The sequence below is a fragment of the Microbacterium sp. ARD31 genome (assembly GCF_031844425.1).
The window spans coordinates 546,453-570,796 of record NZ_JAUZVE010000001.1 but is presented as its reverse complement, the minus strand read 5'-3'; the positions used below and the strand labels follow the sequence as shown (position 1 = coordinate 570,796).

Annotated in this window: 23 protein-coding genes and 1 tRNA gene; 20 read left to right on the top strand and 4 right to left on the bottom strand. The window is 70.2% G+C overall.

Annotated features, from left to right (window positions below):
* Positions 1-2 precede the first annotated feature (2 nt).
* Positions 3-794, bottom strand: coding sequence for an IclR family transcriptional regulator (locus Q9S36_RS02890; RefSeq protein WP_311283854.1), 792 nt, complete (start codon positions 792-794; stop codon positions 3-5).
* Between the two features lie 101 nt (positions 795-895).
* On the opposite strand from Q9S36_RS02890, the gene Q9S36_RS02885 reads away from it, so the two are divergent.
* The 3 genes from Q9S36_RS02885 to Q9S36_RS02875 are packed head-to-tail and all read left to right on the top strand — an operon-like array spanning position 896 to position 3,502.
* On the top strand, positions 896-1,669 hold the full coding sequence (locus Q9S36_RS02885) for a CoA transferase subunit A (protein WP_064001903.1): 774 nt from the start codon (positions 896-898) through the stop codon (positions 1,667-1,669).
* 1 nt (position 1,670) lies between these two features.
* Complete coding sequence (locus Q9S36_RS02880; RefSeq protein ID WP_311283853.1) at positions 1,671-2,324, top strand: CoA transferase subunit B; 654 nt, start codon at positions 1,671-1,673, stop codon at positions 2,322-2,324.
* Complete coding sequence (locus Q9S36_RS02875; protein WP_311283852.1) at positions 2,321-3,502, top strand: acetyl-CoA C-acetyltransferase; 1,182 nt, start codon at positions 2,321-2,323, stop codon at positions 3,500-3,502. The genes Q9S36_RS02880 and Q9S36_RS02875 overlap by 4 nt, the downstream gene beginning before the upstream one ends.
* A gap of 26 nt (positions 3,503-3,528) precedes the next feature.
* Here the strand turns inward: Q9S36_RS02875 and Q9S36_RS02870 are convergent, their stop codons facing one another.
* On the bottom strand, positions 3,529-3,789 hold the full coding sequence (locus tag Q9S36_RS02870) for a hypothetical protein (protein WP_064001906.1): 261 nt from the start codon (positions 3,787-3,789) through the stop codon (positions 3,529-3,531).
* Between the two features lie 73 nt (positions 3,790-3,862).
* On the opposite strand from Q9S36_RS02870, the gene Q9S36_RS02865 reads away from it, so the two are divergent.
* The 9 genes from Q9S36_RS02865 (at position 3,863) to serA (ending at position 13,838) form a co-directional block, all read left to right on the top strand.
* Positions 3,863-5,275 (top strand): trehalose-6-phosphate synthase, encoded by a 1,413-nt coding sequence (locus tag Q9S36_RS02865; protein ID WP_311283851.1) that lies wholly within the window; start codon positions 3,863-3,865, stop codon positions 5,273-5,275.
* On the top strand, positions 5,272-6,039 hold the full coding sequence (gene otsB / locus Q9S36_RS02860) for a trehalose-phosphatase (protein WP_311283850.1): 768 nt from the start codon (positions 5,272-5,274) through the stop codon (positions 6,037-6,039). Before Q9S36_RS02865 ends, otsB begins: the two co-directional genes overlap by 4 nt.
* 9 nt (positions 6,040-6,048) lie before the next feature.
* Positions 6,049-7,755 carry a dihydroxy-acid dehydratase gene (ilvD, locus tag Q9S36_RS02855; RefSeq protein WP_253034235.1) on the top strand — a complete coding sequence of 569 codons (1,707 nt, stop codon included), beginning with the start codon at positions 6,049-6,051 and terminating at the stop codon, positions 7,753-7,755.
* Between the two features lie 42 nt (positions 7,756-7,797).
* Positions 7,798-9,591: an acetolactate synthase large subunit gene (locus tag Q9S36_RS02850; RefSeq protein WP_064001910.1), complete on the top strand. Its 1,794-nt coding sequence runs from the start codon at positions 7,798-7,800 to the stop codon at positions 9,589-9,591.
* Positions 9,592-9,593: 2 nt separating this feature from the next.
* Positions 9,594-10,103 (top strand): acetolactate synthase small subunit, encoded by a 510-nt coding sequence (gene ilvN / locus Q9S36_RS02845; protein WP_217530089.1) that lies wholly within the window; start codon positions 9,594-9,596, stop codon positions 10,101-10,103.
* 45 nt (positions 10,104-10,148) lie between these two features.
* Positions 10,149-11,174 carry a ketol-acid reductoisomerase gene (gene ilvC / locus Q9S36_RS02840; protein WP_311283849.1) on the top strand — a complete coding sequence of 342 codons (1,026 nt, stop codon included), beginning with the start codon at positions 10,149-10,151 and terminating at the stop codon, positions 11,172-11,174.
* A 107-nt stretch (positions 11,175-11,281) separates the two neighbouring features.
* Positions 11,282-11,764 carry a DNA polymerase III subunit gamma/tau gene (locus Q9S36_RS02835; protein ID WP_311283848.1) on the top strand — a complete coding sequence of 161 codons (483 nt, stop codon included), beginning with the start codon at positions 11,282-11,284 and terminating at the stop codon, positions 11,762-11,764.
* A 2-nt stretch (positions 11,765-11,766) separates the two neighbouring features.
* Complete coding sequence (locus Q9S36_RS02830) at positions 11,767-12,111, top strand: hypothetical protein (protein ID WP_311283847.1); 345 nt, start codon at positions 11,767-11,769, stop codon at positions 12,109-12,111.
* A gap of 122 nt (positions 12,112-12,233) precedes the next feature.
* Entirely contained in the window at positions 12,234-13,838 is a 1,605-nt protein-coding gene (gene serA / locus Q9S36_RS02825) for a phosphoglycerate dehydrogenase (RefSeq protein WP_311283846.1), read from the top strand.
* 77 nt (positions 13,839-13,915) lie between these two features.
* Here the strand turns inward: serA and Q9S36_RS02820 are convergent, their stop codons facing one another.
* The gene (locus Q9S36_RS02820; protein ID WP_311283845.1) at positions 13,916-14,458 is read right to left on the bottom strand and encodes a TetR family transcriptional regulator; all 543 of its coding nucleotides are present in this window, start codon (positions 14,456-14,458) and stop codon (positions 13,916-13,918) included.
* A 62-nt stretch (positions 14,459-14,520) separates the two neighbouring features.
* On the opposite strand from Q9S36_RS02820, the gene Q9S36_RS02815 reads away from it, so the two are divergent.
* The 8 genes from Q9S36_RS02815 (at position 14,521) to Q9S36_RS02780 (ending at position 22,318) form a co-directional block, all read left to right on the top strand.
* Positions 14,521-16,071, top strand: coding sequence for an MFS transporter (locus Q9S36_RS02815; RefSeq protein ID WP_396653715.1), 1,551 nt, complete (start codon positions 14,521-14,523; stop codon positions 16,069-16,071).
* Positions 16,072-16,103: 32 nt separating this feature from the next.
* Positions 16,104-17,156 carry a 3-isopropylmalate dehydrogenase gene (locus Q9S36_RS02810; RefSeq protein ID WP_311283843.1) on the top strand — a complete coding sequence of 351 codons (1,053 nt, stop codon included), beginning with the start codon at positions 16,104-16,106 and terminating at the stop codon, positions 17,154-17,156.
* A gap of 49 nt (positions 17,157-17,205) precedes the next feature.
* Positions 17,206-18,300, top strand: a complete 1,095-nt coding sequence (locus Q9S36_RS02805) for a branched-chain amino acid aminotransferase (protein ID WP_311283842.1) — start codon at positions 17,206-17,208, stop codon at positions 18,298-18,300.
* Between the two features lie 3 nt (positions 18,301-18,303).
* A complete protein-coding gene (locus tag Q9S36_RS02800) occupies positions 18,304-19,071 on the top strand; it encodes a fumarylacetoacetate hydrolase family protein (RefSeq protein WP_064001919.1) in 768 nt (255 codons plus the stop codon).
* Positions 19,064-20,299, top strand: coding sequence for an MFS transporter (locus tag Q9S36_RS02795; RefSeq protein WP_311283841.1), 1,236 nt, complete (start codon positions 19,064-19,066; stop codon positions 20,297-20,299). The genes Q9S36_RS02800 and Q9S36_RS02795 overlap by 8 nt, the downstream gene beginning before the upstream one ends.
* 42 nt (positions 20,300-20,341) lie before the next feature.
* Complete coding sequence (gltX, locus tag Q9S36_RS02790; protein ID WP_311283840.1) at positions 20,342-21,856, top strand: glutamate--tRNA ligase; 1,515 nt, start codon at positions 20,342-20,344, stop codon at positions 21,854-21,856.
* A gap of 91 nt (positions 21,857-21,947) precedes the next feature.
* A tRNA-Gln gene (locus Q9S36_RS02785) sits at positions 21,948-22,019 on the top strand.
* Between the two features lie 83 nt (positions 22,020-22,102).
* The gene (locus tag Q9S36_RS02780) at positions 22,103-22,318 is read left to right on the top strand and encodes a hypothetical protein (protein WP_217530051.1); all 216 of its coding nucleotides are present in this window, start codon (positions 22,103-22,105) and stop codon (positions 22,316-22,318) included.
* A 6-nt stretch (positions 22,319-22,324) separates the two neighbouring features.
* Here Q9S36_RS02780 and Q9S36_RS02775 read toward each other — a convergent pair whose 3' ends face one another.
* Positions 22,325-24,337 carry a DUF262 domain-containing protein gene (locus Q9S36_RS02775; RefSeq protein WP_311283839.1) on the bottom strand — a complete coding sequence of 671 codons (2,013 nt, stop codon included), beginning with the start codon at positions 24,335-24,337 and terminating at the stop codon, positions 22,325-22,327.
* Between the last annotated feature and the right edge of the window lie 7 nt (positions 24,338-24,344).

Genomic DNA, 24,344 nt, shown 5'->3' with positions numbered 1-24,344 from the left:
CGTCATCGACGGCGGACGGACTGGATGCGGGTCGTCAATTGGTGCGCGTGCGCGAGCAGCAGACGCCCCAACTCGGGGAGGCGGTCCGGGCCGAAGCGGAACTCGACGCCGGTGAGGCTGAGGGCCCAGGCGGGCCGCCCCTCCTGATCGAACACGGCTGCCCCGAGCCCCCACGATCCCGGGACGATGAGCCCCGGATTCACCGCGTAACCGCGGTCCCGGGTCTCCCCGATGCGTGCGCGCAGGGGATCCGCATCGTGGACATCACCCCACCGCGCGGCGAGGTCGGTATGGCGGCCGAGGTAGGCGTCGACCTCGGGCTGCGGCAGGAACGAGAGGATCGCGAGCCCCGCGGACGCGACGCCCAACGGGAAGCGGATTCCTTCGCTGAGCACGAACGACCGGATCGGGAACGACCCCTCCTCGCGCATGAGGCAGACGGTCTCATCGCCGCGCCGGACGGACAGGAACGCGCTCTCCTCGGTCTTCACCGCGAGCGATCGGACGATGTCGCCGGCGACGTGCGTGATGTCGTAGCGGGGCGCGGCGGCCGCGCCCATGAGGAAGAGTTCCGGTCCGGCCAGCCATCGTGCCGTGCGCTCGTCCTGATCGACCAGGCCCTCGGCGCGCAGGGCGGTCAACAGGCGGTGCGCCGTCGACCGGGAGAGGGATGCCTCGTGGGCGAGTTCGCGCACACCGCGGCCTTCCGCGCCGGCGGCGCTGACGAGCCGGAGTAGGCGCGCCGCCCGCGCGATGGCCTGCGCTCCCGGGACGGTCGACGAGGGGTGTTCCACATCGTGGACCCTAGGCGCGGAGCGTCCCACATCGCAACCGACCGCTCGCGGTCCGGGCCCCCGACGTCGATGCTGGGAGCAACGACACGAAGGAGTGCACCGTGATCGACAAGACGGTTCCCTCGGCGGCCGACGCCGTCGCCGACATCCCCGACGGCGCGAGCATCGCCGTCGGCGGCTTCGGCCTCTCCGGAAACCCGATCGCCCTCATCGACGCCCTTCTCGCACAGGGGACGACGGACCTCTCCGTCGTCTCCAACAACTGCGGGGTGGACGACTGGGGTCTCGGTGTCCTGTTGCGAGCGCGCCGCATCCGCAAGATGACCTCGTCGTACGTGGGCGAGAACAAGGAGTTCGAGCGCCAGTTCCTCTCCGGCGAGTTGGAGCTCGAGCTCACGCCGCAGGGCACCCTCGCCGAGAAGCTGCGCGCCGGCGGGGCCGGCATCGCCGCCTTCTACACGCAGACGGGTGTCGGCACGCAGGTCGCGGAGGGTGGTTTGCCGCGTCGGTACGACGGCGCCGGCGGCGTGGCCGTGGCATCCCCGCCGAAGGACGTCCGCCGCTTCGACGTCCGCGGTGAAGCCCGGGAGTTCGTCCTCGAGGAGGCCATCGCGACGGACTTCTCCCTCGTCCACGCGCTGCGCGGCGACCGGCACGGCAACCTCGTCTTCAACAAGGCGGCCCGCAACTTCAACCCGCTGGCCGCCATGGCCGGCCGCATCTGCATCGCGCAGGTCGAGGAGCTCGTCGAACCCGGCGAACTGGACCCGGATGCGGTGCACCTGCCCGGCGTCTATGTGCACCGCATCGTCGAGGTGGGCACGGGGATCGAGAAGCGCATCGAGCGACGCACCGTCGCGACGGAGGGGGAGTGAGATGGCGTTGACACGGACGCAGATGGCGGCGCGTGCGGCGTCCGAGCTGCCGGACGGCGCCTACGTGAATCTGGGGATCGGGCTCCCGACGCTGGTCCCCAACCACATCCCCGAGGGCGTGACCGTCGTGCTCCAGTCGGAGAACGGCATCCTCGGCGTCGGCCCGTACCCGGGGGAGGACCAGGTGGACCCCGACCTCATCAACGCGGGCAAGGAGACGGTGACCACCCTTCCGGGGGCGGCTTTCTTCGACTCCGCGCTCAGCTTCGGGATGATCCGCGGCGGCAAGATCGACGCTGCGATCCTCGGCGCGATGCAGGTGTCGGCCCGGGGCGACCTCGCGAACTGGATGATCCCGGGGAAGATGGTGAAGGGTCCGGGCGGTGCGATGGACCTCGTCCACGGCGCCGCGAAGGTGATCGTGCTCATGGAGCACACGGCCCGCGACGGGTCGCCGAAGATCGTGACGGATTGCTCGCTGCCGCTCACCGGTCGCGGGGTCGTCGACCGGATCATCACCGATCTCGCCGTCATCGACGTGACGTCCAAGGGGCTGGTGCTGGTCGAGACCGCTCCGGGGGTCACCGTGCAGGACGTGAAGGATGCGACCGAGCCCGAGCTCGTGGTCGCGCAGGATGTGAAGGTGGGAGCATGACCGAAGACATCGTGATCGTGGCGGCGGCGCGGACCCCGCAGGGCCGGTTGAAGGGGCAGCTCGCCCCGTTCACCGCACCGCAACTGGGCGCCTTTGCGATCCGCGGCGCCCTCGAGCGCGGCGGCGTCGCCCCGGCATCCGTCGACGCGGTCATCCTGGGGCAGGTGCTCGCCGCCGGTTCGGGGCAGAATCCCGCACGTCAGGCCGCGGTCGGCGCCGGGCTCGGCTGGGACGTCCCCGCCACGTCGGTCAACAAGGTGTGTCTGTCGGGGCTGACGGCGATCATCGACGCGAAGCGGATGATCGCCGTGGGCGATGCCTCGGTGGTCGTCGCCGGCGGGATGGAATCGATGACGCGCGCCCCTCACCTGCTGATGGGGTCTCGCGACGGCTGGACGTACGGCTCCGTCGAGGTCCTCGACCACATGGCCGTCGACGGGCTCACTGACGCCTACGACGGCGTGTCGATGGGGTTGTCGACGGAGCGCCGCAACCCCGGGCTCGGACTCTCCCGCGCGGACCAGGACCACGTCGCCGCGTTGTCTCACCAGCGGGCGGCCGCTGCGGTGGAGGCGGGCGTCTTCGACGCGGAGATCGTCGAGGTCGAGGTGCCGCAGCGCAAGGGCGATCCGCTCCGGCTCACGCGGGACGAGGGCATCCGCCCCGAGACGACCGTCGAGACCCTCGCGCGCCTGCGCCCCGCGTTCTCGCCCGACGGCGACATCACGGCCGGCAACGCGTCGCCGATCTCCGACGGTGCCGCGGCGGTCGTGGTGACGACCCGCTCCCGGGCGGATGCCGAGGGGTGGACCGTCCTCGCGGTGATCGGCTCGGCCGGTCAGGTCGCCGGCCCCGACAACTCGCTCCACTCGCAACCGGCGCGGGCACTGGCGCAGGCGCTGGGGCGGCAGGGTATGGCCGCCGCCGACCTCGACCTCATCGAGATCAACGAGGCCTTCGGCGCCGTCGTCGCCCAGTCCCGAGGCGAGCTCGGCGTCGATGATGCGGTCGTCAACGTCCACGGCGGCGGGATCGCGATCGGACACCCGATCGGCGCGTCCGGCGCGCGGTTGGTCGTGCACGCCGTGCACGAGCTGGCCCGCCGCGGGGGCGGGTCGGCCGGTGTGGCGCTGTGCGGCGGCGGCGGTCAGGGCGAAGCGCTGATCCTCACCCGGTGAGGCCCACGCCGTGAGCGTCCTCGGCGTCAGCGCCGGCGCGACACGCGCTTCTTCAAGAGCTTCTTCTTGTCGTCGGCGCGCGGCGAGTCGAGCGGGATGAGCTTCCCGCGGGATGCGCGGCGCGTGTCGACGACAGACCCGACGGCGAGGGCCATCGTGATACCCCAGCTGAGCCACGCCAGAGCGGTGCGCCAGGTGAACTTCTCCTCGCTCCGTGCAGAGCGCAGCAGGGTGACGCCTCCGGTGAGTGCCGACAGGAGCCCGGTGCCGAAGAGGTATTTGCGCATACCACCCACGGTAGTCGGGTGAGTCCCCGTCGCGGCGGTTGTTAGCCTGAAGTCATCCGTCGAGAGGAACTCCGTGACCGTGGCTTCAGACTTCGTCGTCGTGTCCAACCGCCTTCCGGTAGATCGGACGGATGACGAGAACGAGCCGTGGCGGCGGTCCCCGGGCGGACTGGTCACCGCGGTCGATCCGGTGATGCGCCGCAACAACGGTGCCTGGATCGGGTGGCCGGGACAGCCCGGCGTGGAGCTCGATCCGTTCGAGTTCGACGGGCTCCAGCTCGTGCCCGTCACCCTCACCGCGGACGATGTGCAGTTGTACTACGAGGGCTTCTCGAACGACACCATCTGGCCGCTGTACCACGACGTGATCGCAGCCCCGACCTACCACCGCGCGTGGTGGGACGCCTACGTCAAGGTGAATCGCAGGTTCGCGGAGGCTGCTTCCGCGCATGCCGCCGACGGCGCGACGGTATGGGTCCACGACTATCAGTTGCAGCTCGTCCCGAAGATGCTCCGCGAACTCCGACCTGATCTCACGATCGGGTATTTCCACCACATTCCGTTCCCCGCATACGGCCTGTACGCCCAGCTGCCGTGGCGCCGGCAGGTCCTCGAGGGCCTCCTCGGCGCCGACGTCATCGGGTTCCAGCGGGTGGCTGATGCCGGCAACTTCGCCCGTGCCGTGCGTCGGCAGCTGGGGTTCGACACCAAGGCCGGTGCGATCTCGGTGCCCACCGCCGACGGGGGAGTGCGCAAGGCCGTGGCGCGGGCGTATCCCATCTCGATCGACGCCGCCGAGTACGAGGAGCTCGCGAATCGGCCGGACATCCAGGCGCGCGCCGCCGAGATCCGCTCGAGCCTCGGCAATCCGAAGGTCATCCTCCTCGGGGTCGACCGGCTCGACTACACGAAGGGCATCCGCCACCGCCTGAAGGCTTACGGCGAACTGCTCGCCGACGGCCGCCTCTCCGTGCACGACGTGACCCTCGTGCAGGTCGCGAGCCCCAGCCGCGAACGCGTGCAGACCTACATGGAGCTACGCGACGAGATCGAGCTCACCGTCGGTCGCATCAACGGCGACGCCGACGAGCTCGGCTACACCGCGATCCAGTACCTCCACAATTCCTATCCGCGCGAGGAGATGGTCGCCCTCTTCCTCGCGGCGGACGTCATGCTCGTGACGGCCCTCCGCGACGGCATGAACCTCGTCGCGAAGGAATACGTCGCCAGCCGCGTCGACGGCGGCGGTGCCCTCGTGCTGAGCGAGTTCACCGGGGCCGCGGACGAGCTGACCCAGGCGATCAAGGTCAACCCGCACGACATCTCCGGATTGAAGGACGCGATCATGCAGGCGATCGAGATGCCCGAGCGCGAGCGCGAGCGGCGGATGCGGGCGCTGCGGCGTCGGGTGCGGGAGAACGACGTCGCGAAGTGGTCGCAGCGCTTCCTGGCGGACCTCGGCCAGTCGCGCGAGGAGCGGGCGTGACCGGTGTCACCGCGGTCGCCGCGGCCGAGCGCCTGCTCGTCGCCCTCGACTTCGACGGCACCGTGTCCCCGCTGGTCGACGAACCGATGACGGCGCGGATGACCCCTGCCGCGCGCGGGGCCGTCGACGCCCTCCTGACGACGCCCGATACGTTCGTGGCGTTCGTCTCCGGCCGGACCCTCGCCGACCTGCGGGTCATCGCCGAGCACGAGGACGACTCGCCGATCCTGCTCGCCGGCTCGCACGGGGCCGAGTACTGGATTCCCGGTTCGCCGTCCGGGGGCGACGTCGACGCCGCGGACATCGCGCTGCGCGATCGCCTGCGCGCTGACGCGGAGCGTCTCGCAAGCGGCGTCTCCGGCGCCTGGATCGAGCCGAAGGCGTTCGGGTTCGGGGTGCACCTGCGCACCGTCGCCGACGCCGACGAGGCCGCCGCGCTGCGCTCGGGCGTCGACGCGATGATGGCGGACGCCGCGCCGCACTGGCGCCGGCGCCAGGGCCACGACATCGTCGAGTACGCCTTCACCGATGCGGGGAAGGATGCGGCCGTCGCCCACCTGCGCGAGGTCGTCGGGGCCACGGCGGTCGTGTTCGCCGGAGACGACGTGACGGATGAGGACGCCCTCCGGTCGCTCGAGCCGCAGGACCTCGGGATCCGCGTCGGCGCGGGGGAGACTGCGGCATCCGTGCGTGTGCGCGACATCGAAGAACTGGCCGGTTTGCTGTCGACTCTCGCACGCGAGCGGGTCGCCGCTCGGCAATAGACTTCGAGAATGCCTTCACCCGACGAGACGATCGACATCAAGCCCCGCAGCCGCGCGGTGACCGACGGCATCGAAGCCACCACGTCACGCGGCATGCTCCGCGCCGTGGGCATGGGCGACGAGGACTGGGACAAGCCCCAGATCGGCATCGCATCCAGCTGGAACGAGATCACGCCCTGCAACCTCAGCCTCGATCGGCTGGCGCAGGGGGCCAAGGAGGGTGTGCACGCCGGCGGCGGCTACCCGCTCCAGTTCGGCACGATCTCGGTCTCGGACGGCATCTCGATGGGTCACGAAGGGATGCACTTCTCCCTCGTGAGCCGCGAGGTCATCGCCGACTCCGTCGAGACGGTCATGATGGCCGAGCGTCTCGACGGGTCGGTCCTGCTCGCCGGCTGCGACAAGTCGATCCCCGGCATGCTCATGGCGTCCGCCCGGCTCGACCTCTCGAGCGTCTTCCTCTACGCCGGGTCGATCGCCCCCGGCTGGGTGAAGCTCAGCGACGGCACCGAGAAGGACGTCACGATCATCGACTCGTTCGAAGCGGTCGGCGCGTGCCTGGCCGGCAAGATGAGCGAGGCCGACCTCAAGCGCATCGAGTGCGCGATCGCCCCGGGCGAAGGCGCCTGCGGCGGCATGTACACCGCCAACACGATGGCTTCCGTCGCCGAGGCGCTCGGTCTGAGCCTCCCCGGTTCCGCCGCGCCGCCGTCCGCCGACCGCCGCCGGGACTACTTCGCGCACCGCTCCGGCGAGGCCGTCGTGAACCTCCTCCGTCAGGGGATCACGACGCGCGACATCCTCACGAAGGAGTCCTTCGAGAACGCGATCGCCCTCGCGATGGCGCTCGGTGGCTCGACGAACGTCGTCCTCCACCTCCTGGCCATCGCCCGCGAGGCCGACGTCGACCTCACGCTGCACGACTTCAACCGCATCGGCGACAAAGTGCCGCACGTGGCCGACATGAAGCCGTTCGGGAAGTACGTCATGAACGACGTCGATCGGCACGGCGGCATCCCCGTCATCATGAAGGCGATGCTCGACGAGGGGCTCCTCCACGGCGACGCGCTCACCGTGACCGGCAAGACGCTCGCCGAGAACCTCCGCGAGCTCGACCCGGACCCGATCGACGGCACCGTCATCCACACCTTCGACGACCCGATCCACGCGACCGGCGGCATCACGATCCTGCACGGCTCCATGGCGCCCGAGGGTGCCGTCGTGAAGACGGCCGGCTTCGACGCCGCCGTGTTCGAAGGCCCCGCACGCGTCTTCGAGCGCGAGCGCGCCGCGATGGACGCGCTCGAGGAGGGTCGCATCGCCGCCGGCGACGTCGTCGTCATCCGTTACGAGGGCCCGAAGGGCGGCCCCGGCATGCGCGAGATGCTCGCCGTGACGGCCGCCATCAAGGGCGCAGGCCTCGGAAAAGATGTACTACTCTTGACGGACGGACGATTCTCAGGCGGCACAACCGGCCTGTGCATCGGCCACATAGCACCCGAAGCGGTGGACGCTGGTCCCATCGCCTTCGTGCGCGATGGTGATCTGATACGGGTCGATATCGCGGCTCGCTCTCTCGACCTACTCGTCGATGAGGCTGAGCTGAACTCCCGCCGCGACGGCTGGGAGCCCCTTCCCCCGCGCTATACCCGTGGCGTGCTGGCCAAGTACTCGAAGCTCGTGCGCTCCGCCGCGGAGGGCGCGACGACGGGCTAGGCCCCACACACTCCGTCATCCATCACCGCAGAGGTATCACTCATGTCTTCTGACACCGTCGCCGCTGTGCCTCGGCCCCCGGCCGGAGGCCCGTCCACGCCCGTGCTCACCGGAGCGCAGGCCGTCGTCCGCTCGCTCGAGCTCCTGGGCGTCACCGACGTCTTCGGGCTCCCGGGCGGCGCCATCATCGAGGTCTACGACCCGCTGATGGACTCGACCGACCTGCGCCACATCCTCGTGCGCCACGAGCAGGGTGCCGGTCACGCCGCCGAGGGGTACGCCGCGGCATCCGGTCGCGTCGGCGTCGCCATCGCGACGTCCGGCCCCGGCGCCACCAACCTCGTGACGGCGATCGCCGACGCCTACATGGACTCGATGCCCATCGTCTGCATCACGGGCCAGGTGTACTCGACCCTGATGGGGACGGATGCCTTCCAGGAGGCCGACATCGTGGGCATCACGATGCCGATCACCAAGCACTCGTTCCTCGTGAAGGACCCCGCCGAGATCCCGGGCGCCATCGCCGCGGCCTTCGAGATCGCCTCGACGGGCCGCCCCGGACCCGTGCTCGTGGACATCACGAAGGATGCGCAGCAGGCCAAGGCGCCGTTCGTGTGGCCGCCGAAGATCGACCTGCCCGGCTACCGGCCCGTCACCAAGGCGCACGGCAAGCAGATCCAGGCCGCGGCGCAGCTGATCTCCGAGGCCAAGAAGCCCGTCCTCTACGTGGGCGGCGGTGTGGTCCGCGCGGGAGCCGCCGGTGAGCTCCGTCGCTTCGCCGAGGCGACCGGCGCCCCCGTGGTCACGACGCTCATGGCGCGCGGCGCGTTCCCCGACTCGCACCCGCAGCAGTTGGGCATGCCCGGCATGCACGGCACGGTGCCCGCTGTGCTCGCGCTGCAGGAGTCCGACCTGATCGTCGCCCTCGGTGCCCGGTTCGACGACCGCGTGACCGGCAAGGCGGCCCTGTTCGCCCCGCACGCGAAGGTCGTGCACGTCGACATCGACCCCGCCGAGATCTCCAAGATCCGCTCCGCCGACGTCCCCATCGTGGGCGACCTGAAGGACGTGCTCGTCGATCTCGACGCGGCCTTCGCCGGTGTCGCGAAGCCCGACATCTCGGAGTGGTGGTCCTACCTCGACGGCCTCCGCACGGAGTTCCCGCTGGGAGCCGCACCGACGAGCGACGGCCTCCTCTCGCCGCAGCACGTCATCCAGCGCATCGGCGAGCTCACCGGCCCCGAAGGCGTGTTCGCCGCCGGCGTCGGCCAGCACCAGATGTGGGCCGCGCAGTACATCGGTTACGAGCGCCCGAACGCGTGGCTCAACTCCGGCGGCGCCGGCACGATGGGCTACGCCGTGCCCGCGGCCATGGGCGCGAAGGTCGCCCAGCCCGACCGCACGGTGTGGGCGATCGACGGCGATGGCTGCTTCCAGATGACCAATCAGGAACTCGCCACCTGCGCGATCAACGACATCCCGATCAAGGTCGCGATCATCAACAACTCCTCGCTCGGCATGGTGCGGCAGTGGCAGACGCTCTTCTACGACGGCCGTCACTCGAACACCGACCTCAACACGGGTCACGACACCATCCGCATCCCGGACTTCGTCAAGCTCGCCGAGGCGTACGGCTGCCTCGCGATCCGCGTCGAGAAGGAGGAGGACGTGGATGCCGCGATCCGCACCGCCCTCGAGACCAACGACCGCCCGGTCGTGATCGACTTCGTCGTGAGCGCCGACGCGATGGTGTGGCCGATGGTGCCCCAGGGTGTCAGCAACAGCTACATCCAGTACGCACGCGAGCACGCGCCGGCCTTCGAGCAGGGGGAGTGACGATGAGCAAGCACGTCCTGAGCCTCCTCGTCGAGGACAAGCCCGGTCTCCTCACCCGCGTCGCCGGCCTCTTCGCGCGCCGCGGCTTCAACATCGACTCCCTCGCCGTGGGGGTGACCGAGGTGCCCGGACTCTCGCGCATCACGGTCGTCGTCGACGTCGAGGAGCTGCCGCTCGAGCAGGTGACGAAGCAGCTGAACAAGCTCGTCAACGTCATCAAGATCGTCGAGCTCGACTACGCGACCTCCGTCCAGCGCGAGCACATGCTCGTGAAGGTCCGCGCCGACAACCAGACGCGCTCGAACGTGATCGAGGTCGTCAACCTGTTCCGCGCCTCGGTCGTCGACTACGCCACCGACGCGCTCGTCGTCGAGGTGACGGGCGACCGCGGCAAGGTCGACGCCTTCCTCAAGGCCCTCGAGCCCTTCGGCATCAAGGAGCTCGCCCAGTCCGGCATGGTCGCCATCGGCCGCGGCGGCAAGAGCATCACCGAGCGCGTCCTGCGCGGCTGACCCCACAACTTCTCTACCGACATCTACAAGGAGACACACACGAACATGGCTGAGATCCTCTACGACGCCGACGCCGACATCTCGCTCATCCAGGGCAAGAAGGTCGCCATCGTCGGGTACGGCTCGCAGGGCCACGCCCACGCCCAGAACCTCCGCGACTCCGGCGTCGAGGTCGTCATCGCCCTCAAGGAGGGCTCGAAGTCCGCGCCGAAGGCGTCGGAGGACGGCTTCGAGGTCAAGTCCGTGGCGGATGCCGCCGAGTGGGCCGACCTCATCATGATCCTCGCGCCCGACCAGCACCAGCGCGGGATCTTCAATGACGAGATCAAGCCGCACCTCGCCGCCGGCAAGACCCTCGCCTTCGCCCACGGCTTCAACGTGCGCTTCGGCTACATCGAGGTCCCCGACGACGTCGACGTCATCCTCGTCGCCCCGAAGGCCCCCGGCCACACGGTGCGCCGCGAGTTCGTCGCGGGACGCGGCATCCCCGACATCATCGCCGTCGAGAAGGACGCCTCCGGCCAGGCCTGGGACGTCGCCCTCTCGTACGCGAAGGCGATCGGCGGCACCCGCGCCGGGGTCATCAAGACCACCTTCACCGAAGAGACCGAGACCGACCTGTTCGGTGAGCAGGCCGTCCTCTGCGGTGGTGTGTCGCAGCTCGTCCAGTACGGCTTCGAGACGCTGTCCGAGGCGGGATACCAGCCCGAGATCGCCTACTTCGAGGTGCTCCACGAGCTGAAGCTCATCGTCGACCTCATGTGGGAGGGCGGCATCGCCAAGCAGCGCTGGTCGGTCTCCGACACGGCCGAGTACGGCGACTACGTGTCGGGCCCGCGCGTCATCGACCCGCGCGTCAAGGAGAACATGGCCGCCGTCCTCGCCGACATCCAGTCCGGCGCGTTCGCGAAGCGTTTCATCGACGACCAGGACAACGGCGCCGTCGAGTTCCAGGATCTCCGCTCCAAGGCCGCAGCCCACCCGATCGAGGCGGTCGGCAAGGACCTGCGCGCCCTGTTCGCGTGGAAGCAGCAGGACGCCGACTACACCGAAGGCTCCGCCGCGCGCTGACCTTCGGCATCCAGCCCTCGGCGCATCCGCCGGGACCGGCTTTTCGTGAGCCACGGAGGCCCGACCCTTACAAGGGGTCGGGCCTTCGGCGTCGGTAGACTCGGAGCGTGGCTTCCGACCCTCACGACGACGAGGACGCCTTCCGCTGGGAGGGCGACGATTCGCCGACGCGTCCCGAGCGCACCGGCGCTGCGCTCCCCGACGGCTGGCGTGCCGTCGGGAAGGGGAGTGAGACCACTCCCGGCGACGACGTCGCCCCCGCGCCGGAGGCGGTGACGACGGCGGACGAGGATGCGGAGCCGGCACCCCTCGGCAACGTCGCCCTCGTGTCTCTGGGGCTCCTCGGCGGCATCTACTTGCTCTACACCGTGGGGTGGCTGCTCGGGAGCTCGCGGCTGGCGGCGGCGACGTCGTTCTGGCTGGAGCCGGCGGCCGTCGTGCCGGCGCTGTGGGTCGCGGTCGCGGCCCCCGCCCTCTGGTTCGGCGGCGTCATGCTGCTCACCCGCGCGTCCGCCGCGTGGGTGAGGTTCGCGTGGCTGGTCGTGGGCGTGTTCCTGCTCCTGCCGTGGCCCTTCGTGATCGGAGTCTGATCGTGACGACCTCGAACCAGGCGGTGCGCCGCGGTCCGTCCTGGCTGCCCGCCGCCGTCGCCGGTGTCTTCGGCCTGTTCTACGCGTACGCGGTCTGGACGGCCGTCGCCTTCCTGCTCGCGCAGGCCACGGGCGTCGAGGGCCTCAACGGCGGCGGGTGGGCGATCCTGCTGTTCTCCGTCGTCTTCCCGATCATCGTGTTCGTCGCCGGGGTCGTCCTCGCGCGGCGACGCCCGGTACTCCACCTCGCGGTCGTCCTCCTCGTGGGGCTCGGTCTCGTCGCCGTGTTCTGGCTGAACATCCTCACCTACGCGATCACGAACGGGAACTCGCTCGTCGGATCGTGACGGGTGTCACACGGTCGGGGGCGGTCGTGGGTCTTCGCTAGGCTGGGCGTGCCGCGTACCGTCGTCGGTCACCTCTCGGCCGGCTCCGTGGCGATCCACCCCCGCGTACCCGAAGGTCTGCCGTGCCCAAGCCTGTCGTCCTCATCGCCGAAGAACTCTCTCCCGCCACGATCGAGGCCCTCGGCCCCGACTTCGAGGTCCGATCCGTCGACGGAGCCGACCGTGCGGCGCTCCTCCCGGCGCTCGCGGACGCAGACGCGGTCCTCATCCGCTCGGCCACGAAGATGGATGCCGAGGCGATCGCCGCCGCGCCGTCGCTCAAGGTCATCGCGCGCGCCGGTGTCGGCCTCGACAACGTCGACATCAAGGCGGCCACCAGCGCCGGCATGATGGTCGTCAACGCCCCGACGTCGAACATCATCTCCGCCGCCGAGCTCACCGTCGGCCACATCCTGAGCCTCGCGCGTCACATCCCGGCGGCGCACTCCTCCCTCGCCGCCGGCGCCTGGAAGCGCTCGTCGTTCACGGGCACCGAGCTGTACGAGAAGACGGTCGGCATCATCGGCCTCGGGCGCATCGGCGCTCTCATCGCGGCCCGCGTGCAGGCCTTCGGGGTCTCCGTGGTCGCCTACGACCCCTACGTCACGCCGACGCGTGCCCAGCAGCTGGGTGTGCAGCTCGTCAGCCTCGACGAGCTGCTGCGGACGAGCGACTTCGTCACGATCCACATGCCCAAGACCCCCGAGACGACGGGCATGATCGGGGCCGCGCAGTTCGAGATCATGAAGGACTCGGCCTATGTCGTGAACGTCGCCCGCGGCGGCCTCATCGACGAGGAGGCCCTGTTCACCGCGCTGACGACGGGCCAGATCGCCGGCGCCGGACTCGACGTCTTCACGAGCGAGCCGCCCGCCCAGGATGGCACGGCCTTCCCGCTGCTGTCGCTCCCGAACGTCGTCGTGACCCCGCACCTCGGGGCCTCGACGGAGGAGGCTCAGGAGAAGGCCGGCGTCTCGGTCGCCAAGTCCGTCAAGCTCGCGCTCGAGGGCGACCTCGTGCCCGACGCCGTCAACGTCGCCGGTGGCGTCATCGACCCCTTCGTGCGCCCCGGCATCGCGCTCGTCGAGCAGCTCGGCCAGATCTTCACCGGGCTCGCACCGAGCGCACTGACGAGCCTCGACATCGAGGTGCGCGGCGAACTGGCCGACTACGACGTGAGCGTCTACCGCCTGGCCGCGCTCAAGGGCATCTTCACCAACATCGTGAGCGAGAACGTCTCGTACGTGAACGCGCCGCTCTTCGCGGAGCAGCGCGGCATCGAGACCCGCCTCATCGTGGAATCCGAGAGCCCGCTGTACCGCAACATCACGATCTTGCGCGGCACGCTGTCCGACGGCACCGTCCTCACGGTCGAAGGCACCCTCGCCGGCACGCGGATGGTGCCCAAGGTCGTCGGCATCAACGGCTACGAGGTCGAGGTGCCGATCAGCCGGTACCACGTCGTCATGCGCTACGCCGACCGCCCGGGCATCGTCGCGATCTACGGCCAGAAGCTGGGCGAGGCGGGCATCAACATCGCCGGCCTGCAGGTCGCGCGACCGGACGCCAGCGGCCGAGCGCTGTCCGTGCTGACGGTCGACTCGCCGATCCCCGAGGCGATGCTCGACGAGCTGCGCGACGCCGTCGCCGCCGACCTGTTCCGGCAGATCGAGCTCAGCGAGGTCTGACCCGTCTCGGCATCCGCTCTTCCCCTGTCACGACGCGCCGCGCGCGGCGGCGGTTTGCGACGGGGGAGCGGATGCGGCTAGCGCGCGGCGCGCTCGACGAGGGCGATCAGCGCGTCGAGCTCGGCGCCGCGGGGGAGAGGGCCGGGGAGCGCGCCCGTCGCGAGCGCGCTGTTGAAGTACAGGCCGTCGCTGACGAGCAGCACGAGCTGCAGCGCGGTCTCGTCGCGGGTATGGGGGCGGAGGGCCTCCTCCCAGAGCTCCCGCACCCGACGGAGGGCGTCGGAGGCCTCGGCGTGGCCGGTCTGCGCCAGGCGGGAGGCCGCGATTATCGCGCGATCCAACGGCGACCCGGTGTGCACCGACGTCCGCACGAAGGCCGCGATGACACCTTCGGGAGCCCGCAGCATGTCCTCGACGTCAATCTCGACGAGGCGCCGCATCCGCTCCAAGAGGGCGGCTTCGAGCGCGTCCTTCGACGCGTAGTGGTAGAGCAGGCCGCCCTTGGAGACCCCGGCGGCGGCGGCGACGGCATCCATCGTCGCCCCCCGGGCGCCGCCGTCGATGAGCGCCGCCTCGAACGCGTCGAGGACGCTCTCCTTGGCTTTCGGTGGTCTGCCCATGCTCCGATCCTCTCGCGGGTGAGCGCCTGATTCTGTTACTATACCGGCTGGACGGTGTACTAATGATGACGTTGACGGAAGAGATCCGAACGGCCGACGCGGCGGGTACGAGGCAGGGATGGCGCGGGTGGGCGGCGCTGGCCGTGCTCATGCTGCCCGTGCTCCTGGTGTCGGTCGACAACACGGTGCTGAGCTTCGCGCTGCCCGAGATCGCGCGCGACCTGACCCCGACGAGCGCGCAGCAGCTGTGGATCATCGACGTCTACCCGCTCGTGCTCGCCGGCCTCCTCGTGACGATGGGATCGCTGGGCGACCGGTTCGGCCGCCGCCGCATGCTGATGATCGGCGCGACCGGGTTCGCCGCCGTCTCGGCGCTGGCCGCTTTCGCCCCCTCGGCCGAGCTCCTCATCGCCGCGCGCGCGACGATGGGCCTGTTCGGCGCCATGCTCATGCCGTCGACGATGTCGCTGCTGCGGAGCATCTTCACCGACCGCGACCAGCGGCGCCTCGCGATCGCCGTGTGGGCGTCGATGTTCTCCGCCGGATCCGCGCTGGGGCCGATCGTGGGCGGTGTGCTCCTCGAGCACTTCGCGTGGGGTTCGGTGTTCCTGCTCGCCGTGCCGGTCCTCATCCCGCTGCTGGTGCTCGCGCCCCTCCTCGTGCCCGAGAGTCGCGACCCGCACCCCGGTCGCATCGACCCCGTCAGCATCGTCCTCAGCATGGCGACGATGGTGCCGGTCGTCTACGCGATCAAGGAGGTCGCCGTCCACGGTCCGGGGCCGCTCCCGCTGGTGCTCGTGCTCGTCGGGCTGGCCTTCGGGTGGGTCTTCGTGCGCCGTCAGCTGCGCTCCGAGAGCCCGATGCTCGACATGCGCCTGTTCCGTCGCGGCGCGTTCACCGGCGCGCTCCTCGTGAACCTGCTGAGCGTGGTCGCCCTCGTCGGCTTCCTCTACTTCGTGACCCAGCATCTGCAGCTGATCGTCGGGTTGAGCCCGCTGCAGGCGGGCCTCGCCCTCGTGCCCGGCCTCGCGCTCATGATCGTGTCGGGTCTCGCCGTCGTGCCGGTCTCCCGCCGGGTGTCGCCCCGGGTGGTCGTCCCCGTCGCCCTCGCCCTGTCGGTCGCGGCGTACGTCGTGATCGCGGTGTCGACGGATGCCGCGGCCCTCGGCATCCTCATCGGCGCCTTCGCGCTGCTCGGCATCGGCATCGGTGCGGCCGAGACGGTGTCCAACGAGCTCATCCTCGCCACCGCGCCGCCCGCGAAGGCGGGAGCGGCGAGCGCCGTGTCCGAGACTGCGTACGAGCTCGGTGCCGTGCTCGGGACCGCGGTGCTCGGCGGCATCCTCACCGCCCTCTACCGTGCCGGACTCGTCCTCCCGGACGTTGTGCCGGCGGGTGCGGCTGCGGCGGCGCGCGAGACCCTCGGCGGGGCGGTCACCGTCGCGGACGGACTCCCGGGCGCCCTTGGCGACCGCGTCGTCGAGGCCGCGGCATCCGCCTTCGATGCGGGCGTGGGCGTCACCTCGATCATCGGAGCCGTCCTGGTCGTCTGCGCGGCCGTCATCGCGGCCACTACGCTGAAGGGAACCCGCACCCCTCGCGTCGAGGACTGACCGCGCGGGTTCCCCCGAGAACGAGGAGAGCGATGTCGCGCGTCGTGAAGCTGGCCGTCATCCCCGGAGACGGCATCGGTCCGGAGGTCGTCGCAGAGGCCGAGAAGGTGCTCGACGCCGTGACCGAGGGGGCCGAGGTGATGTTCGAGAAGACCCGGTTCTCCCTGGGCGCCGCCCGCTACCTCGAGACGGGTGACACCCTGACCGACGAGGACCTCGCCGCGATCGCCGCGCACGACGCCATCCTCCTCGGTGCCGTGGGCGGGATGCCGGGGGACCCCCGTCTGAAGGACGCGAACATCGAGCGGGGCCTGCTGCTGAGGCTGCGTTTCGCGCTGGACCACTACGTCAACCTCCGCCCGTCGGTCCTGTACCCGGGCGCCTCGGGTCCACTCGCGGAGCCGGGGGACATCGACTTCGTCGTGGTGCGCGAGGGCACCGAAGGCCCCTACGTGGGCAACGGCGGCTCGATCCGCACCGGCACGCTGCACGAGATCGCGAACGAGACCTCCGTGAACACGGCGTTCGGGGTCGAGCGGGTCGTCCGGTTCGCCTTCGCGCAGGCGCAGAAGCGCCGTCGGAAGCTGACCCTCGTGCACAAGACCAACGTGCTCGTCCACGCCGGCGGCATGTGGAAGCGGATCGTCGACGAGGTGGCCGCGGAGCACCCGGACGTGGCCGTAGACTACCTGCACGTCGACGCGGCGACGATCTTCCTGGTCACGAACCCGGGCCGCTTCGACGTGATCGTCACCGACAACCTCTTCGGCGACATCCTGACCGACTTGGCCGGCGCCGTCACCGGAGGCATCGGTCTCGCCGCTTCGGGGAACATCAACCCCGACGGCGCGTTCCCGTCGATGTTCGAGCCCGTGCACGGTTCCGCGCCCGACATCGCCGGACAGCAGATCGCCGATCCCACCGCTGCGATCCTCTCCGTCGCCCTGCTGCTCGACCACCTCGGACTGCAGGGTGAGGCCGAGCGCGTCACCCGCGCGGCCCGCGAGGACATCGAGAGCAGGGACGGCACCGCCCGCACGACCGCGCAGGTCGGCGACGCCATCACCGCACGCCTCCGGGCGTAATCTGAGTGGATGCGCGCCGCGCAGACGCCGCGCGAGGAACAGGACTGACATGACCCTCACCGACTCGACCGCAGCCCCCCTCACCTTCTCGGTGACGAAGAACCTGGCTGCGGCATCCCCTTCCGCCCGCGAGGAGATCCTCGCGAACCCCGGCTTCGGCACGAACTTCACCGACCACATGGTCGACATCTGCTGGTCGTCGAAGGGCGGCTGGCACCGGCCCCGCGTCTCGCCCTACGGGCCGATCTCGCTCTCGCCGGCGGCCGCTGTGCTGCACTACGGCCAGGAGATCTTCGAGGGCATCAAGGCGTACCGTCACGCGGACGGCTCGATCCACACGTTCCGGCCCGAGGAGAACGCGCGGCGCCTGCAGCGCTCCGCGCGCCGCATGGCGCTCCCCGAGCTCCCCGTCGACTACTTCCTGCAGTCGCTGCGCGAACTCATCGCCGTCGACGGCGACTGGGTGCCCGCGGGCGCCGACCAGAGCCTCTACCTGCGGCCGTTCATGTTCGCGAAGGAGGCGTTCCTCGGTGTGCGCCCGGCCGAGAAGGTCGCCTACTACCTGATCGCGAGCCCCGCGGGTGCCTACTTCAAGGGCGGCGTGACCCCCGTGAAGATCTGGCTGAGCGAGGACTATGCCCGCGCCGGCAAGGGCGGCACCGGCGCGGCCAAGACGGGCGGCAACTACGCCGCGAGCCTCCTGCCGCAGGCCGAGGCGTACGAGAAGGGCTGCGACCAGGTGGTCTTCCTCGACGAGGACGGCAACGTCGAGGAACTCGGCGGCATGAACGTCGTCTTCGTCATGAAGGACGGCACCCTCGTGACCCCCGAGTCGGAGTCGATCCTCGCCGGCATCACGCGCGACTCGATCCTCCCACTCGCCGAGGACCGCGGGCACCGCGTCGAGCGACGTGCCGTCTCCCTCGCCGAGTGGCGTGAGGGTGTCGCCTCGGGAGAGATCGTCGAGGTCTTCGCGTGCGGCACCGCCGCCGTGGTGACCCCCATCGGCGCGCTCAAGGCCTCCGGCTTCGAGGACGCGCAGCCCACAGGCACGCTCGCCCTCGAGCTGCGCCGGCACCTGACCGATATCCAGTACGGGCGTGTCGAGGACGTCCACGGCTGGCTCACCCGGCTGGACGGCTGATCCGTGCGCATCGTCCGTTACAGCCGCAACGAGGCCATCCGCTACGGGATCATCGACGAGAAGGAGGTCGTCGAGCTCGCCGGCGACCCGATGTTCACCGGGTTCGAGACGACGGGTGAGCGGATCCCGCTCGCCGAGATCACGCTCCTCGCGCCCTCGATTCCGCGCTCGAAGATCGTCTGCGTCGGCAAGAACTACCGTGATCACGCCGCCGAGATGGGTGGGGAAGCGCCCACCGAACCGCTGCTGTTCCTCAAGCCCAACACGTCCGTGATCGGCCCCGACGACGCGATCGTGCGGCCGCCGCAGTCGCAGCGCACCGATTACGAGGGCGAGCTCGCCGTCGTCATCGGGCGGGTTGCGAAGAACGTCCCCGCCGACAAGGCGCTCGACTACGTGTTCGGGTACACGATCGGCAACGACATCACGGCGCGCGACCTGCAGCGCTCGGACGGCCAGTGGTCCCGCGCCAAGGGATTCGACACGTTCTGCCCGCTCGGACCGATCATCGAGACCGAGTTCGACCTCGACGGGGGAGCGCGCATCGTGTCGCGCGTGAACGGCGAGGTCCGTCAGGACGGTCCGATCTCCGACATGGTCCACTCGGTACCGGAGATCATCGCCTACGCCTCGGCGGCGTTCACGCTGCTGCCCGGCGACGTCATCCTGACCGGGACGCCGGCCGGGATCGGCGAGTTCCACGCCGGCGACGTCCTCGAAGTGGAGATCTCGGGCCTCGGCATCCTGCGCAACACGGCGCGGAATGCCTGACGAAGGACTGCTCTCCCTCACAACGACGGATGTCGCGCGCATCCAGCGGCGCACCGTCACCGTCCTCGCGGCGGGGCAGGTCCTCGGCGGTGTCGCGTTCGGCGCGACGGTGTCGCTGGGGGCGCTCCTGGCTGCCGACCTGTCGGGCCAGGAGTCACTGTCGGGGTTCGCGACGGCATCCGTCACCCTCGGCGCCGCGCTCTGCGCGATCCCGCTCGCCCGGCTCGCGGCGGCGCAGGGGCGGCGCCGGGCGCTGAGCCTCGGCAACCTGCTCGCCCTCGTGGGGATCGCGGTCGTCATCACGGCCGCGGCGCTCCGCGCCTTCCCCCTGCTCCTGGTCGGCGTGATCCTCATCGGCGCCGGTAACGCCGGCAATCTGCAGTCCCGGTTCGCGGCGACCGACCTCGCGGGGCAGGGGCGGCGGGGGCGCGACCTCGGCACGGTCGTGTGGGCGACCACGGTCGGGGGCGTGGTCGGTCCGCTCATGCTCACACCGGGGGAGGCCGTCGGCGGATGGCTCGGAATGCCGCCCCTCACGGGTTCGTACGCGTTCTCGATCGTCGCGCAGACCCTCGCCCTGGCGCTCTACCTGGTGGCGCTGCGCCCCGACCCGCTGAAGGTCGCGCAGCAGGTCGCGCGGTCGCGCGATCCCCGGGACCCGCAGATCGACGAGCCGGACCGTCCCGTCGTCGCCCGCTACGCCGTGTTCGCGGTGGCGGGCTCGCACGTGACGATGGCCTCCGTCATGGCGATGACCCCGGTGCACCTCTCCCACCTCGACCCCCGCAACGTGACGACGATCGTCGGCGTCACGATCGCGCTCCATGTGTTCGGGATGTACGGGCTGTCGCCGGTCTTCGGCATCCTGGCCGACCGGTGGGGGCGTCTGCAGACGATCCTCCTGGGGCAGGGCATCCTCGCCGCGTCCCTCGTGACGGCGGCGGTCGCCCCGAACTCGTCCACCGCGGTCCTGATCGCTCTGCTGTTGCTCGGTCTCGGGTGGAGCGCGGCGACCGTGGGCGGCGCGGCGCTGCTGACCGAGGCGACGCCGACCGAACTGCGTCCCCGCAGGCAGGGGCGCAGCGACACGGCGATGACGCTGTCGGCGGCGATCGGATCGGTGCTCGCGGGCGGCATCCTGAGCCTCATCGGCTACGGAGGGCTCGCCCTCGTCGCCCTCGCGGTGGTCGTCGCGATCACCGTCCTCTCGCCCTACGCGCGGCGCTGAGGGCGCGGGGCGGGAGCGGCGCCGGTCGTAGACTTGACGGCGATGTCCACTGCACCGCACCCCCTCACCACGACCGCCTCCGGCTCCGACGTCCGCGTCCGGTTCTGCCCCTCGCCGACGGGGCTCCCGCACGTCGGGATGGTCCGCACCGCCCTGTTCAACTGGGCGTACGCGCGGCACACCGGCGGCAAGATGATCTTCCGCGTCGAGGACACGGATGCCGCTCGCGACAGCGAGGAGAGCTATCGTCAGCTCGTCGACGCCTTGACCTGGCTCGAGATCGACTGGGACGAGGGCGTCGAGAAGGGCGGCCCGCACGAGCCGTACCGGCAGTCGCAGCGCCACGACATCTACCGCGAGGTGCTCGACAAGCTGATCGCGACCGGCGCCGTGTACGAGTCGTACTCGACGGCCGAGGAGATCGACGCCCGCAACGAAGCCAACGGCCGCGCGAAGCAGCTCGGCTACGACAACTTCGACCGCACGCTGACGGACGAGCAGAAGGCCGCGTTCCGCGCGGAGGGGCGCGAGCCCGCCTGGCGACTGCGCGTGCCGGACGAGGACGTCACTTACGTAGACCTCATCCGCGGCGAGGTCACCTTCCCGGCCGGATCGTTCCCCGACTTCGTCGTCGTGCGCGCCGGCGGCGTGCCGCTCTACACGTTCACCAACCCCGTCGACGACGCCCTGATGGGGATCACCCATGTGCTCCGCGGCGAGGACCTCATGCCCTCCACCGCCCGTCAGCTCGCCCTCTACAGTGCGCTCATCGACGCGGGGGTGACGACCTTCGTGCCCCGCTTCGCGCACATGCCGCTCGTGCTGGGCGAGGAGGGCACGAAGAAGCTCTCCAAGCGCGACCCGAAGGCCGACCTTTTCCTGCAGCGCGAGAAGGGTTTCATCCACGAGGGGCTCCTGAACTACCTCGCCCTCCTCGGCTGGTCGATCGCGCCGGACCGCGACGTCTTCTCGCGCCAGGAGCTCATCGAGGCGTTCGACATCGTGAACGTGAACCCCAACCCCGCCCGCTTCGACCAGAAGAAGGCCGAGTCGATCAACGGTGACCACATCCGGATGCTGGAGCCCGCCGACTTCGCGTCGCGTCTGGTCCCGTACCTGGTCGGCGCCGGCGTCGTCAGCACGCCTCCCACTGACGCGCAGCGCGAGCTGCTCGCGAAGGCGGCCCCGCTCGTCCAGGAGCGGATGCAGATGCTCGGCGACGCTCCGGGGCTGCTCGGATTCCTCTTCCGAGACGTGGAGGCGTACGACGAGGACGCGGTGAAGGGACTGCCCGCGAACACCGCCGAGGTGCTCGCCGCCTCTATCGGCGCGCTGCAGGCGGTGCCCGAGGATGCCTTCACCGCCGAGCCGATCCAGGCGGCACTGGCGGCATCCCTCATCGAAGGGTTGGGCCTGAAGCCCCGCGTCGCCTACGGACCCGCGCGCGTCGCACTGAGCGGCCGGCGCGTCTCGCCGCCGCTGTTCGAGTCGATGGAGCTGCTGGGCAAGTCCGTCACGCTCGACCGTCTCGAGCGCCTGCGCGCCGAGCGGAGCTGAGACGCGACGCGCTCGGGATGCGCGTCCGGTTTGGCCGGGGCGGCACCGTGGGCTAAGCTTGATCCTCGGTACGACTCCGGTTGAAACCCGGTGGGGTATGGTGTAATTGGCAACACGGCTGATTCTGGTTCAGTTGTTCTTGGTTCGAGTCCAGGTACCCCAGCAAGGAAAAACCCCCGCTCCGGCGGGGGTTTTGCTTTGCTGGAGCCGGTGCGCGGATCAGCGCAACAGGCGCACAATGGTCGCATGGGACTCTTCACGCAGCGACCCGAAGAACCGTCGGAATGGGCAGGGCTGCCCGCCGAACCGATGGAGCCACGAAACCCCGTGGAGCGGCTGGGAGACGGGCCCGCGGTCTCGGACTGGTCTCCGGACCTGCTCTCCGTGTCGCCCGCCACGGCGACGTGGATCGAGATCCCCGTCGATCCCGCACCCGAGCCGGACGGCGCCGACGGGGACTGAGCCTGCTCAGCGCATCGCGTCGCCGATGTAGGAGTATTTGACGAAGACCTCCGAGGCCCACCCGGCCTCTTCGAGCACTCCCTGCACGGCGGTCAGCATGTACTTCGAGTCCCAACCGAGGTAGAGGTACCGTCCCTCGTCGAGGGTGTCCCACTGGCCGTTCCAGGCCATCGCCGGGTAGACCGGGCCGCCCTGGCGCGCGCTGTAGTCGACGACGCTCTGCCGCGAGTCGGCCCAGAGCCTCGCGAACACGCGGTTGAACAGGTAGCGGACGTCCCGCACGTCCCAGTGCTCGCCGCGGTACTCGACGTAGTCGAACTCGCGCTGCCAGCCGCGGGGCCAGCCGCGCCGCTTCTTGGCGTCGAGGATCGGCGTGAGGTTGTCGTCGTCGATCCCCACCACGGCGGGGCGGCGCCACGCGTCCATGAAGCGCGCGGTCAGCTGCTCGGTGCGTTCGGCGATCCGAGCCGTCGTCCAGGTCTCGGCATCCGCGATCCGACGCGTGAACTCGAGGCCGCTCGACGCGTAGGCACTCCGCTTCGCGGGGAAGGAGGCGTCGAACACCCGATCGGCGGCGTCCTCCTCGAGGAGCGTCAGGTTGCCGAGCGTGTTCACGAGGGCGCGGTGCGCGTTCTGCTCGTCGTCGCTGAGGTCGGCCCAGCGCCGGACGCCGTCGCCGGTCCACTCGTCGGAGGGCGCCACGGGGAGGACGTGCTCGAGGACGACGTCGGCGTCGTCGTCCACCCCCGCCAGGCGCGCGAGGACGAAACCCGCGTGGGGGAGTTCGCCGTAGCGCAGACCCACCCGGGTCCGCTCGTCCGAGGGCGTGATGCGGGCGATGGCGAGCACGAGCGCCTCCATCCCCTCATCTGCCGCGCGGCAGAAGCGCGCGACGAGCCGGTCGACGGACAGGCCGACGACGGTCCGGCGCAGCAGCAGGGACTCCACATGCGTCAGGGCGAGCGACAGATCGGATGCCGAGAGTTCACCGTGCAGGTGGTCCCGGTACAGCCGCATCGCGAGGGGATACATGCCGCGGCCCAGCGTGTTGATCGCGGCGAAATGGCGTGCGATGCCCGCATCCGTTGCCGAGCCCGGTTCGAGCAGGAGCCGGTAGATCTCGGACAGCTCACGCCACTCTTGCGCGCGGGCACGCAGCGTCGTCCGATCCAAGCGCGGGAACTCGTGGCGGAACGCGTCGTAGACACCGCGCTCGCCCTCGACGAGCACCTCGCGCCCCGTCAACATGACGAGGTAGTCCCGCCAGAAGGCACCGATCTGCTCGCCCGTGTTCGCCTCGATCGCGAGCCAGTACTCGTTCTCGATCTCGCTCTGCTCGGCGTGCGAGAGGCCCATCAGCACGTAGTTGTGGATCAGCTCGTGGTCGCGCAGCGGTTCGCCCGTCGAGTTGAGGCTCTCGAAGATCTGCTGCGCGTTCGCCTGCCCGCCGAGGGTGATCGACACGTGCTCCAGCTTGCGCAGGCCACGCCAGATGTCGGCGGCCTCGTCGGGCCGGATCTGGCTCCGGAAGAACGCGTAGTTGTCATCGAAGCGCGACACGCGGTCGGTGTCGGCGGGGGAGCGGCGGTCGAGCACGACGCTCTCGAAGACGTCCGCCCAGGCGCGGTGGGGACGCAGCTTCGTCCGCGCCGGCTCGCCGTGACGCACCAGCACCGCCTCGAGTTCGGCGGCGAGGCCCGGATCGTCGTCGCGGAGGGTGTGGTGGAGCGCCGCCACCAGCAGCATCAGCGTCGTGACACGCTGCTGCCCGTCGATGAGGACGAGGTGGGCGTCGTCCTCCGCCGACGTGCTGGCGGTCGAGAGGATGGAGCCGATGAAGTGCGTGTGACCGTCTTCACCTGCAGCTGCGGCGCGGATGTCACCGAGAAGCTGCTCGCACCCGCCGATGTCCCAGCGGTACTGCCGCTGATAGACCGGCACGACGATCGTGGTGTCCGAGGCGGAGAGCCAATCGATCGTGTTGACGGCGGTCGCATCGACGTTCGTGGCGCTGCTCATGTTCCTC

Bases quoted from the DNA above. Each gene is read 5' to 3' on its own strand.
- Q9S36_RS02880 (WP_311283853.1), top strand. From the start codon at position 1,671: ATGGCGTTGACACGGACGCAGATGGCGGCGCGTGCGGCGTCCGAGCTG.
- Q9S36_RS02875 (WP_311283852.1), top strand. From the start codon at position 2,321: ATGACCGAAGACATCGTGATCGTGGCGGCGGCGCGGACCCCGCAGGGC.
- Q9S36_RS02870 (WP_064001906.1), bottom strand. From the start codon at position 3,789: ATGCGCAAATACCTCTTCGGCACCGGGCTCCTGTCGGCACTCACCGGA.
- ilvD (WP_253034235.1), top strand. From the start codon at position 6,049: ATGCCTTCACCCGACGAGACGATCGACATCAAGCCCCGCAGCCGCGCG.
- Q9S36_RS02850 (WP_064001910.1), top strand. From the start codon at position 7,798: ATGTCTTCTGACACCGTCGCCGCTGTGCCTCGGCCCCCGGCCGGAGGC.
- ilvN (WP_217530089.1), top strand. From the start codon at position 9,594: ATGAGCAAGCACGTCCTGAGCCTCCTCGTCGAGGACAAGCCCGGTCTC.
- ilvC (WP_311283849.1), top strand. From the start codon at position 10,149: ATGGCTGAGATCCTCTACGACGCCGACGCCGACATCTCGCTCATCCAG.
- Q9S36_RS02820 (WP_311283845.1), bottom strand. From the start codon at position 14,458: ATGGGCAGACCACCGAAAGCCAAGGAGAGCGTCCTCGACGCGTTCGAG.
- Q9S36_RS02815 (WP_396653715.1), top strand. From the start codon at position 14,521: ATGATGACGTTGACGGAAGAGATCCGAACGGCCGACGCGGCGGGTACG.
- Q9S36_RS02810 (WP_311283843.1), top strand. From the start codon at position 16,104: ATGTCGCGCGTCGTGAAGCTGGCCGTCATCCCCGGAGACGGCATCGGT.
- Q9S36_RS02805 (WP_311283842.1), top strand. From the start codon at position 17,206: ATGACCCTCACCGACTCGACCGCAGCCCCCCTCACCTTCTCGGTGACG.
- Q9S36_RS02795 (WP_311283841.1), top strand. From the start codon at position 19,064: ATGCCTGACGAAGGACTGCTCTCCCTCACAACGACGGATGTCGCGCGC.
- gltX (WP_311283840.1), top strand. From the start codon at position 20,342: ATGTCCACTGCACCGCACCCCCTCACCACGACCGCCTCCGGCTCCGAC.
- Q9S36_RS02780 (WP_217530051.1), top strand. From the start codon at position 22,103: ATGGGACTCTTCACGCAGCGACCCGAAGAACCGTCGGAATGGGCAGGG.
- Q9S36_RS02775 (WP_311283839.1), bottom strand. From the start codon at position 24,337: ATGAGCAGCGCCACGAACGTCGATGCGACCGCCGTCAACACGATCGAT.